The sequence below is a fragment of the Bacillus sp. sid0103 genome (assembly GCF_019219025.1).
Genome location: NZ_JAHUWN010000057.1, coordinates 1 through 11,122 on the forward strand (window position 1 = coordinate 1; position 11,122 = coordinate 11,122).

Annotated in this window: 11 protein-coding genes and 2 pseudogenes; 11 read left to right on the forward strand and 2 right to left on the reverse strand. The window is 39.2% G+C overall.

The genetic code is table 11. The features are described from left to right. Positions 1 to 381: 381 nt before the first annotated feature. The 10 genes from KW850_RS33735 to cls all read left to right on the forward strand — a co-directional run bounded on the left by KW850_RS33735 (position 382) and on the right by cls (position 8,337). On the forward strand, positions 382 to 546 hold the full coding sequence (locus tag KW850_RS33735; RefSeq protein ID WP_256358573.1) for a hypothetical protein: 165 nt from the start codon (positions 382 to 384) through the stop codon (positions 544 to 546). Further along, positions 513 to 1,193: an SDR family NAD(P)-dependent oxidoreductase gene (locus KW850_RS31535; protein ID WP_256358571.1), complete on the forward strand. Its 681-nt coding sequence runs from the start codon at positions 513 to 515 to the stop codon at positions 1,191 to 1,193. Before KW850_RS33735 ends, KW850_RS31535 begins: the two co-directional genes overlap by 34 nt. Positions 1,194 to 1,528: 335 nt before the next feature. After that, positions 1,529 to 2,368 (forward strand): MBL fold metallo-hydrolase, encoded by an 840-nt coding sequence (locus tag KW850_RS31540; RefSeq protein ID WP_218351578.1) that lies wholly within the window; start codon positions 1,529 to 1,531, stop codon positions 2,366 to 2,368. 131 nt (positions 2,369 to 2,499) lie between these two features. Continuing rightward, positions 2,500 to 2,910, forward strand: coding sequence for a hypothetical protein (locus tag KW850_RS31545; RefSeq protein WP_218351579.1), 411 nt, complete (start codon positions 2,500 to 2,502; stop codon positions 2,908 to 2,910). 107 nt (positions 2,911 to 3,017) lie between these two features. Further along, complete coding sequence (locus tag KW850_RS31550) at positions 3,018 to 3,932, forward strand: alpha/beta hydrolase (RefSeq protein WP_218351580.1); 915 nt, start codon at positions 3,018 to 3,020, stop codon at positions 3,930 to 3,932. A gap of 144 nt (positions 3,933 to 4,076) precedes the next feature. Further along, the gene (locus tag KW850_RS31555; RefSeq protein ID WP_218351581.1) at positions 4,077 to 4,499 is read left to right on the forward strand and encodes a universal stress protein; all 423 of its coding nucleotides are present in this window, start codon (positions 4,077 to 4,079) and stop codon (positions 4,497 to 4,499) included. A 177-nt stretch (positions 4,500 to 4,676) separates the two neighbouring features. Further along, positions 4,677 to 5,609, forward strand: coding sequence for an aldo/keto reductase (locus tag KW850_RS31560; RefSeq protein ID WP_218351582.1), 933 nt, complete (start codon positions 4,677 to 4,679; stop codon positions 5,607 to 5,609). A gap of 12 nt (positions 5,610 to 5,621) precedes the next feature. Next, entirely contained in the window at positions 5,622 to 6,161 is a 540-nt protein-coding gene (locus KW850_RS31565; RefSeq protein ID WP_218351583.1) for a TetR/AcrR family transcriptional regulator, read from the forward strand. A 21-nt stretch (positions 6,162 to 6,182) separates the two neighbouring features. Next, positions 6,183 to 6,692, forward strand: a complete 510-nt coding sequence (locus KW850_RS31570; RefSeq protein ID WP_218351584.1) for a hypothetical protein — start codon at positions 6,183 to 6,185, stop codon at positions 6,690 to 6,692. A 217-nt stretch (positions 6,693 to 6,909) separates the two neighbouring features. Continuing rightward, a complete protein-coding gene (gene cls, locus KW850_RS31575) occupies positions 6,910 to 8,337 on the forward strand; it encodes a cardiolipin synthase (protein WP_218351585.1) in 1,428 nt (475 codons plus the stop codon). A gap of 774 nt (positions 8,338 to 9,111) precedes the next feature. Here the strand turns inward: cls and ahpF are convergent. Further along, positions 9,112 to 10,644, reverse strand: a pseudogene (ahpF, locus tag KW850_RS31580) (alkyl hydroperoxide reductase subunit F). Positions 10,645 to 10,659: 15 nt separating this feature from the next. Further along, positions 10,660 to 10,812: pseudogene (locus KW850_RS31585) on the reverse strand (peroxiredoxin); the annotation flags it as partial. An 88-nt stretch (positions 10,813 to 10,900) separates the two neighbouring features. Here KW850_RS31585 and KW850_RS31590 point away from each other — a divergent pair. Beyond that, the coding region (locus tag KW850_RS31590; RefSeq protein ID WP_374226410.1) for a hypothetical protein at positions 10,901 to 11,122 on the forward strand (222 nt) is incomplete at its 3' end.

The window sequence follows — 11,122 nt, forward strand, 5'->3', positions numbered from 1 at the left end:
CTATTATGGGGTTGGAATTACATGTCCGGTTGATGAATCTGACAACATCCTTAATCAAAATGATCTTGCTTTAGGAAGGGCCCTTGGAAAACGTGTGGCCGAAACAACCAAAAAGTTTGTTGGAAATCAGCATTCAGTGGTCAGGTAATTTATAGTTTTTCGAAAAACAAAAATTATGGATTTATAGATAGGAGAAGTACCCCGTTAGTGTCGCAAACGATGGAAAAGTTGTAAATATAATGGAGAAATTTGGGTGATTATATTAAAGAGCTTCAAATTATTAACTTTTAAATGCTATAAGTTATTGATCGATCGCCGTCAAGTTTTGTCACCAAAGCGGAGGATCAGGTCTGAATAATTAAAAAGGGAGAAATGAAAACAATGAGTAAAGTATGGTTTATTACAGGAACTTCGTCAGGATTCGGACGACAATTTGTGCAGCAGCTGCTTCAAGCAGGAGACAAAGTGGTCGCTACGCGCGCAAACTTGAATCTATTCAGGATTTTAAAGAACTGGCACCGGATCGTGTTCACCTCGCTGCTTTAGACGTGACAAACAAGGAGCAAATTCAATCCGCCGTTCAAGAAGCCGTTGACGTTTTCGGGAAAATCGATATTGTGGTAAATAATGCCGGATACGGACTGTTCGGAATGATGGAGGAGTATACGGATGAACAAATCCGGAAGCAGTTCGATGTCAACGTGTTCGGTGTATTAGATGTCATCCGAGCGACACTACCCGTCTTTAAACGTCAAGGATCGGGCCATTACGTTAATTTTTCATCCTTCTTCGGAACTTGGTCCATGCCACCGTACAGCATATACGCTGCATCCAAGTTTGCAGTTGAAGGATTCTCCGAAGCGTTCGCGCAAGAGTTCGCAGGCTTCGGGATCAAGACGACGATTGTCGAACCTTCTGTGTTCGCAACAGAGTTTTTTGGTGGATCGATGCAGCATACCGAGAAGAAACAAGAATATGCTCCGCTGTATGAAGGATACGAGAAAGGTATGTCGAACATCAAGACCGGCGACCCGGCAAAAGCAGTGCAACTGATTATTTCCGTTATAAAAAGCGACAATTCGCCGCTTCGTTTGGCAGTTGGATCTCAAGCTGCATATACAATTCGCGAAGCGTATATCAAACGGCTAGAAGAGGTCAACACATGGTTTGAGCGTTCGGCTGAAGCTGACTAATTGAATAAAAGGCTGAAACACAAGCGGCGGTCTAAGACTTTCTTTTTAGGGTCATTTACCCGTCGCTGTATTCTAAAAACATTAATTTCGTGAGACAATACCTTATGTTTCGTCCAATGCCGCGAGATTGGTAATGAATTAATCATTGCAATATTGCTTGATACTTACTTACTAGTAGGTTATGTCGACAAGTGGCAGTAACATTGAAAGTAGAACACAAACGTTAGCCCGCATATTACATGCTATTGAAAAATACTGCTACTATTTATTGCTAGCGGATTGGTGTTCAGTCATTCATGGGGATTGTTTAGTAAAAAAATTTAAGGATGGTTAAAATGTCAAACTTACAATTCGCTGAATTATGCGTAAAACGTGCCGGTCTCACAAGAAACCTGCCAAAAGGAAAAGAAGAACTTCAATGGGTTTCCAATACTGCTATTTTAATTTATGGAGAAAAAGACGCAGTTTTAGTGGATACTTTTACTACAATTGAACAAAACCAAAAATTGATTGATTGGATAAAGTCTTTTGATCGTAACTTAAAATACATCTATATCACGCATGGTCACGGAGATCATTTCTTTGGAATCAAACAAATAAAAGAGGCATTTCCCAATGTTAAAGTACTAGCAACAAAAGGATCTGTTGAAGTGAGTTATAAACAAGGAAGTCCAAAACATATTGAAAGTTTTTGGGGTAAATTATTCCCAAATCAAATTCCTCAACCCCAAGTTTTTCCTGATGGAATCGATTCAAATTCTTTTGAACTTGAAGGACATAGGTTAGAAATTATTGAAGCTGGATTTACGGATACAGCAAATACAACGTCATTATGGATTCCAGATATTGAATTACTAGTGGCAGGTGATGTTGTCTACAACGGGATCCATCAGCATCTGGCTGAAACAACAGAGAGTTCTCGACTTGAATGGATCCAAGCGATCGATCGCTTGAAAGAACTAAATCCCAAATTTGTTATTGCGGGTCATAAAGTCCCTGAAAATGATAATAACCCAAAAATTTTGGATGAAACTAAACAATATCTGTTAGACTTTATTCGTTTGGATAAAGAAACAGTCACCGTTTTAGATTTATACAATGCAATGCTTAATCTTTATCCAAATCGAGTAAACCCTGGAGCGATTTGGGGATCAGCAAATGCTGTCAAAGCTTAATTAAAAGGGATCTTCGTTAGTATTAAAATGCACATTAGTTCTACAATGGCGGTCAATAAATGATGAAAAACAGCCTTAATTTTAAATAAAGCTTACAATGCTCTTCAAACTATTAAATAGGAGTGATTGAGATGGATAAAACAACAAAGAGCGACTGGGAAACCGCATTCGCGAATAAGTCTCAAGCCGCATTTGCCGAGGCCTTCGCAGAAGATGTAATGTTCGAAGCCACAGTATTGAACGCCACTATCACAGGTAGGGAAAACGTTCAGAAGGTGTTGGGAGAAGCCAGCAAAATCTATGAAAGCTTGACGTTTACGAGAAACACGACTGCCGGTCTTCTGGAGTATAAAGAATGGGAAGCACAGACATTTGACGGCGTACATCTCAAAGGTGTCACTGTGCTTACGCGGAACGAAAATAAAGCAATCGCGCATATTGCGATACATCACCGCCCTCTGGGAGGCGCATTGAAATTTTCCGCAGTGTTAAGAGATCGCCTTTCCGGCGAAATTGACTCATCTTACTTTTATTCCGAGTAAGGAGAATAAGGAAAGTAAAGTTCGAAGTCGTTATTTATTTTTGACAGGAGATGACTGTGGACAAGCAGTCCACTCTTCCATTTAATCATAGAAGGAGTGAACATTTTATGAATAAACAATCGGGTTTTACGAGAAATAATGTGGAAATAAATGCTGAAGGAACCATGCTCAGAGGATGGATTTATTTGCCGCAACGCGAAGATAATAAGCCGATACCGGCCATTGTGATGGCGCATGGATATGCGGGACTGAAGGAGATGTTTTTGAAGCCTTACGCTGAGAAGTTCGCCGCCAACGGATTTGCAGTATTATTGTTCGATCATCGGAATTTTGGAGACAGCGATGGAACCCCAAGGCACGAAATCGATCCTTGGCAGCAAGTGGAGGACTACCGGCATGTCATAACATACGCCAGCTCGCTACCGGAAGTCGACAGCTATGAAATCGGAGTATGGGGCACAAGCTACAGCGGCGGACATGTCTTGGTTGTCGGCGCAACCGATAAACGAGTAAAGTGCGTCGTATCCCAAGTTCCGACGATAAGCGGCTCGAAAATTGCGCTAAGAAGAGTGAACGGAGACGCGCTTACGGAGCTGCTGGACTCGTTCGCCGATGATAGATTAAACCGGCAGCGCGGCGGAGACCCCGTTTATTATTCGGTCGTTCCCGGCGGTGAATATGAAAATAGCGTCTATAAATCGAAGGATGCAATTGAATTCTATACGAAAGGCTCAGAGAAATTCATTAACAAAGTTACGCTGCGTTCGATTGAATTATCAAGAGGTTATGAGCCGGGAGCTTTTATTGCCAATATTAGTCCTACGCCGCTGTTAATGTTGGTTGCAAAAAACGATTTTATAACTCCTACCGATCTGGCACTTGCTGCATACGAGCAAGCATTGGAGCCCAAAAAACTGGTGCTGATACCGGGAGGACATTTTGACCCGTACTCGCAATATTTCGATCAATCGAGCAGCGCAGCCGTGGAATGGTTCAAGACACATTTGCTCGATTGGGAGTAATTTTCAATGAAATTATTTTTTCCATTTCATCGCGCTAATTCGCTCGTACAGATTTAATCGTTATTATTCTAAGGTTACATCACAATAATCACCGTCATGGGTTTTATTATAAAAATAAGATTTTATAAAAAGGGGAGAGACAACATGTATGAAAGATTTTTGGTTCCAGTTGACGGTTCCGAACACTCCAAACATGCATTGAAATCGGCTAAATGGTTGGCGCAAAACATGGGGATAAATGCCCGTATAACGCTGCTTCATATCATTCCTAGCAACAATATCAATACAGTTGCTTACGGAGTGGATATTGAACAATTGCAAGTAGAGGAAGTTAGGAGGATTTTAGAGGAATCCGCACAAGTCCTTTCAGGGTCATCTATACAATATGATAGCGAATACCATATTGGAGATCCTGCAGAGACGATATGCAAGAAGGCAAAAGAGGGAGATTACGACCTGATCGTAATGGGCAGCAGGGGACTTAGCCTCTTTTCAGAACTGCTCGTGGGAAGTGTAAGCCATAAAGTGGTCCAGCATGCGCATTGTGGTGTAATGATTGTAAAGTAAATATAAGGTGATCGTTACCTCAAGTACTAAGAGAAAAAGTACAAGAAGTAAGCCAGCTCGTATTTACCATCATGGTACAAATTCTATCGGAAGATGATTTCAAGTGAAATGTACTAATTGTTAAAAGACTAGTTCGTATCCGTAAAGAAAAATAATACTAAAGGAGTTGAAGGGTAAATGGCAGAGCACGTTCGAATCGGGAAAACAGATTTATATGTCAATCCAATTGGTTTAGGAACAAACGCAGTAGGCGGTCACAATCTTTTTCCTAACCTTGATGAAGAAACTGGAAGGGAATTAGTTCGCGCAGGGCTGGCACACGGGATAAATTTATTGGATACAGCTTTTATCTATGGTCCCAAACGTTCCGAGGAGATCATTGGTGAAGTCGTAAAAGAAAACGGTAATCGCTCAGAAATTGTGATTGCGACGAAAGCAGCCCATAAATTTGTCGGTAATGAAGTTGTGATTGATAATTCTCCTGCTTTTTTAAAACAATCTGTCGAAGAGAGCTTAAAACGTCTTCAAACGGATTACATTGATTTATTTTATATTCATTTCCCTGATCAGGATACGCCAAAGGATGAAGCCGTCGGAGCCCTAAAACAATTGAAGGATGAGGGAAAAATCAGAGCGATCGGTGTCTCTAATTTTTCGATTGAGCAATTGAAAGAAGCCAATAAAGATGGTTATGTGGATGTCTTTCAAGGGGAGTATAATCTGCTAAGCCGCGGGGCCGAGAAAGAGTTGTTCCCTTATGTTGCTGAGCATACCATTTCCTTTATACCGTACTTCCCGCTTGCTTCAGGATTATTAACGGGCAAATATAACAAAAATACCGATTTAAGTGAAAAAATGAGAAAACGCCCACAATTCCGAGAGGGCGTTTATGAGGAGAACCTGGAAAAAATCGAGAAAGTTCGTAAAATTGCCAGTGAAAAAGGGACTGAAGTTGCCCATGTCGTTCTTGCCTGGTATTTAACCCGTGAAGCCATTGACGTAATCATTCCGGGAGCAAAAAGGGCAGAACAAGTCTTGCAAAATCTGAAAACACTGGAAGTCCATTTAACGATTGAAGAAATTCAAGAAATTGACAGGATTTTTTCCTAAAAATAAAATATGGTGGGAAACAGGAAAACACAAATTATCGATCTGGCACTGAAACTAATTCGTGAAAAAGGTTATGTAGCCATTAGCTATGATGATTTATCCAAAATATTGGGTGTGACGAAAGCAAGCATCCATTATCATTTTGAAAAAAAGGAGGATTTGGGAGTTGCTGTTACCGAACATTTGCTTCAAAATTTGCAGGACTTTTCCTCGTTCATTACAAATTCTAACCTGACTGTTGAAGAAAAAATCAAGAGTTTTTATGAGAGACAAATTGTTTTATGTGACGGTGGGATATGCCCCGTATCATCTCTTCAGTCTGATTATGAATCCCTTCCTGAAAAGGTAAGGCAAAAAGTACGAGAAATCAGTCAGTTAGAAATAACGATTATTAAAAATATTCTTAAGGTAACACTGGAAAATAGGGGAGCCGAAGAAATTGAATCATTAGCTTTTGCCATCGTGTCTTGTATGAAAGGAGCAATACAATACGAACGGGTACTGGAAAAGCAGATATTGCCGCAAGCAATGAATGAAATATTCGCCTTTTAAAAAGTTAAAAGGCGGTTTTAAGTGAGTTATACTTACCTACTAATGGGTAATAAAGAAATGTTTATCGATATTTCAGATTCTGCGATGAGGCTTGCTTATCCGACGACGCTTGATGATGATTTTTACTCATTTCTAGCATCAAAGGCGAATATTTATTCCTCCAATACCGGAACCATGATTGCGGGTCCTATTGATGCAACTGTTCAAGCTAATGGAAATTGGATGATGGGAGATTTGTCTAGGCTGCAGCTTACTGTGAAGGGTGATTTCTACATTGGTTATATCCAAACGACTGATTTTCCTTTCATGCCGGCAATCAGCTTAGATACAGATTCACAATTTTTTGGTCATTCCTATTTGCTTGACAGAGGATTTTGGTCTAAAGGAACCTATGAAACAGGTAACATTATGATTCGCGCGGTAATGGATTATGAAGCTGACAGCCCGAAGATAACATCACCGCTTAATGGCAAGTATACGAACTACGCTATTGTGAAAATCGATCTGGAAAGTTCCATCAAATTTACGTAATGCACGCGGGGCGAGGATAGAGGTAAGTGTAAAAGACTTGTACGGCAATGTTACAAAGCAACAAACAAAATGTAAGTTATTTATCAATACGAATAAATAAAAGTATGAAGGGGAAAGGGAGATATTCTTCCTTTCCTTTAATGTTGACAAATTTCTTCTTTTTGGATTCATTTCACAAATAAAAATATTAAGCAGCACCAATTGGGAGGAATTTGTGATGTTATGGATAATGTTGATATTTTTTACTATCATCCTTCAATTTGGTTTCGTATTATTTGTAGGATTTCGGAATCCATCAAAAACAACTGCATGGCTGGCGATTATTTTTTTATTTCCCAATATCGGCTTTGTCATGTATGTGTTTTTAGCAAAAGATTATCAAATAAGGACCTTCGCTGCAGGAGAAAACTTGAAGGGGTCCAAGCTGCCTGAAGATGTAATGAATAAATTAAACATTACTTCTTTTCCTGATAAGTTCACAAAAACACCGTTACGCAAGCAGCGGCGGCTGCTTGAATTACTCCAAACCATTTCTGAATCCCCAATTACCACGTGTAACGATATTCAAATTTATAACAATGGAAAGGCCACTTTAACTGCCATAATTGAAGAGTTGGAAAAAGCAAAAGACCATATACACATGGAATACTATATTATTCGGTCAGACAAAATCGGCAAAAGGATCCAGCAGATTTTAATTCGTAAAGCAAAAGAAGGAGTTAAGGTGCGCCTGCTATATGATGGATTGGGCAGTCTTGAATTAAGCAAATCCTTTATTCAAGAATTAAAGGATGCCAATGTTGAAATTAATGTATATTCGCCGATAACCAATGCATTTTTTAATAAAAAGCTCAATTATCGAAACCATCGAAAAATTGTTATCGTGGATGGTACCACTGGTTTTTTAGGAGGCTATAACATTGGAGATGAATATTTAGGCGAAAGTAAGAAATTTGGTTTTTGGCGGGATACCCATTTGAAAATAAAGGGGGAGGCTGTATTTCCTCTGCAAAATATCTTTCTTAATGATTGGAATCAGGCCAGTAAACAAGAAATTAGTCAGGAGAGTTACTTTCCTGTACAAGAATGTTCAGGAACTAAACAATTACAGATTGCGGCGAGTGGACCTAACGCCCATATGAATAATATTTTGGAGCTGTATTTTGGCGCTTTAAATGCAGCAAATGATCGAATCTATATTGCGACGCCCTATTTTATTCCGGATCAGAGTATATTGGTTGCACTCAAAACAGCTGCTCTATGCGGGGTTGAGGTAAAAATTATCCTCCCGTCCCTTGAGGACCATATACTTGTGAAATGGGCAGCATTTTCCTATATGGAAGAATTAATGTTTGCGGGAATTAAATTTTATTATTATAACAATGGTTTTATTCATTCTAAAGTTATGATTGTAGATAATATCCTTGCATCTGTCGGTACAGCTAATTTAGATATGAGAAGCCTATTTGATAATTTTGAATTAAATGCTGCCATTTTAGATGAAGAAACCATAGAACTTCTCGTTAAGGATTTCCATCATGATCTAAAATATTGCAAGCAAATTGAAATGACAGAGTTTTGTAATCGCTCAAAATATCAGCGGGCAAAAGAAGTTTTATCAAGAATGCTCTCACCTCTGCTTTAAATTGGTATATTGACATTAGGGTGTACATCCCCGATTTAATATGATTTTTAGGTCATTAAACTCGTCATATAAGTTAAGAGATGGAAAGAGTACTAGAAGAATATATTACCAGTCTTTAGTAAAAAGTTTAGGAGCCTTTTATGCTGCTCTTGATAATAAATCAACAAGACCACGTACTCATTTTTTTAAATATGGGCTTGTAGACTTAGTTATTTAACCAGCCACAAAAAGGAATATTACATAGGCTAAGTCTAACATTATGTTTTTAAAATGAGGGGATAGGCGCATGCACCAGTATTGGTAGATGAATTCAAAGGGGAGCGGGCAGCTCCTTGACCATGTGATTGTCAGCCATAGCGGTAAGCATGTCAGCCTAAAGGAAAATGACATCTATAAAAATACCAATATAGCAAAGGGGATATTTCCCCTTTGCTTGAAAGGAGGATTTTTTCATAATCATTATCGTATCTGATTTTTATAAAGATGAGACACAAGCCATTGAAAAGGCAGGTCTGAAAGAGGAAATCGATTATCATCCATTTGAATACGGTTGAAAGTCTAAGAAAATCTATAGTCTACCATTTTTTGAAGCTATGAACGAAAAATATAAACCCACAAAAAATACGATGATTTTATCAGTATAAAATTGGAAACGAAAAAACATCGGCTGGATCAGCGCCGATGTTGGTTCACGAATTGATAAAAAGGAACATTCACTAAAGAGGAGTATAGTGAATGTTCCTTTTTACTTTTTTATATTTTTTTGTAGGTGGTTTACGTATTTCGGATTAGATAATCAAATGCACCTAAGGCTGCATTAGCACCCGATCCCATAGAAATAATGATCTGCTTGTAGGGACTGTTCGTACAGTCGCCTGCAGCATACACTCCAGGGATGTTGGTAGCGCCATGCTTATCGACAACAATCTCACCGAAGCGAGTACGTTCAAGCGTTACGCCTAACCAATCGTTATTTGGCACAAGGCCGATCTGAACAAACACACCTTGCAATTCAATGTGATGAACGGCTCCCGAATCACGCTCAATGTAGCGTATACCATTTACCTTATTAGTGCCGGTAATTTCTTTTGTTTGAACGTTCTTTAGGACAGTCACATTAGGCAGACTGTTAAGGCGGTCTTGCAGTACTGCATCAGCTTACAGCTCTGGCATAAATTCTAGAACAGTTACATGTTTAACAATGCCTGCGAGGTCGATTGCAGCCTCAATACCAGAGTTTCCGCCACCAATAACAGCTACATGTTTCCCTGCAAATAATGGACCGTCACAATGAGGACAGTATGTTACACCTTTGTTTTTGAACTCTGCTTCTCCAGGTACACCAACATTGCGCCACCGAGCACCTGTAGAAAGGATTACAGTCTTACTCTTTAGAACAGGTCCGCTTTCAAGTTCAATTTCGATGAGATCCTTTTTCTCCAAACGTTTGGCACGCTGTAAATTCATCACATCAATGCCGTACTCTTTCACATGCTCTTCCAAACTTGCTACGAGCTTAGGCCCTTCCGTGTATTTCATACTAATAAAGTTCTCAATACCCAAAGTGTCCATAACTTGACCGCCAAAGCGTTCAGCAACAATGCCTGTACGAATACCTTTTCGTGCTGCATAGATTGCTGCACTTGCACCAGCCGGACCGCCCCCAACAACAAGCACATCGTATGGATCTTTATCGGCAAACTCTGATGCATCTGCTGTATTACCCATTTTGGCAAGAATTTCTTCAAGGGTCATACGACCACTTCCAAAGACTTCACCATTTAGGTAAACAGCTGGGACTGCCATAATATCTTTACTTTCTATCTCTTTCTTGAACGTCACACCATCAATCATGGTATGCGTAATTCCAGGGTTGAAAATACTCATCAGGTTGAGCGCCTGTACAAAGTCAGTACAGTTGTGGCAGCTTAGGCTGATGTAAGATTCAAAATGATATTCGCCTTTAATGTTTTTGACTTGATCAATTACCTTCTGATCAACCTTTGGAGCTCTTCCGCTAACTTGCAGCATAGCTAATACTAAAGAAGTAAATTCGTGTCCCAGAGGAATACCAGCAAAAGTGACTCCAGTATCTTCGCCAACACGATTCACACTAAAGCTAGGCGTTCTCGGTAATTGCGTCTGTACTACTGTTATTTTTTGTGACATGCTGGCTAATTCATACACTAGAGCCAGCATGTCACGGGATACATCATCGGATCCAGGATTTACTTTTAGCAGCACATCGCCCTCCATCAATTGAAGATATTGGGCTAATTGTGCTTTTATATCTGCTTCTAGTATCATTATTGACAGGTCTCCTTAAATTTTTCCTACAAGATCCAGATTTGGTTTAAGGGTTGCCGTACCTTCTTGCCATTTAGCTGGGCAAACTTCACCTGGATTGTTACGAACATATTGTGCTGCTTTGATTTTGTTAATAAGTGTGCTTGCATCACGTCCAATGCCATCTGCGAAGGTTTGCGGAAACACTTGCGTCTACTAATATTTAAAGTTAGAAGGGATCATGTTATTGACATGATCCTTTTTTGATAAACAACAAATGGATGGTGAAAAAAGCAGCTCATTGGACGGTCTTAAAAATTTAAAATCCGATAATATGGAGAAGATACCTTTCCATAAACTATTTTTTAGGATTTGCAATATGGATAAAAAAATAGAAAATGTTGTATTTAATCAAATAATTAATGACCATCTTAAACCAAATATCAGACAAATTGATGAGAAGGCTTATTATCCGAAAGAATTTTTAAATGCAGTGGGT

What these genes read in the sequence shown, in the direction of transcription:
- cls (WP_218351585.1), top strand. Translation starts at nt 6,910, where the DNA reads ATGTTATGGATAATGTTGATATTTTTTACTATCATCCTTCAATTTGGT.
- KW850_RS31545 (WP_218351579.1), top strand. Translation starts at nt 2,500, where the DNA reads ATGGATAAAACAACAAAGAGCGACTGGGAAACCGCATTCGCGAATAAG.
- KW850_RS31555 (WP_218351581.1), top strand. Translation starts at nt 4,077, where the DNA reads ATGTATGAAAGATTTTTGGTTCCAGTTGACGGTTCCGAACACTCCAAA.
- KW850_RS31560 (WP_218351582.1), top strand. Translation starts at nt 4,677, where the DNA reads ATGGCAGAGCACGTTCGAATCGGGAAAACAGATTTATATGTCAATCCA.
- KW850_RS31550 (WP_218351580.1), top strand. Translation starts at nt 3,018, where the DNA reads ATGAATAAACAATCGGGTTTTACGAGAAATAATGTGGAAATAAATGCT.
- KW850_RS31540 (WP_218351578.1), top strand. Translation starts at nt 1,529, where the DNA reads ATGTCAAACTTACAATTCGCTGAATTATGCGTAAAACGTGCCGGTCTC.
- KW850_RS33735 (WP_256358573.1), top strand. Translation starts at nt 382, where the DNA reads ATGAGTAAAGTATGGTTTATTACAGGAACTTCGTCAGGATTCGGACGA.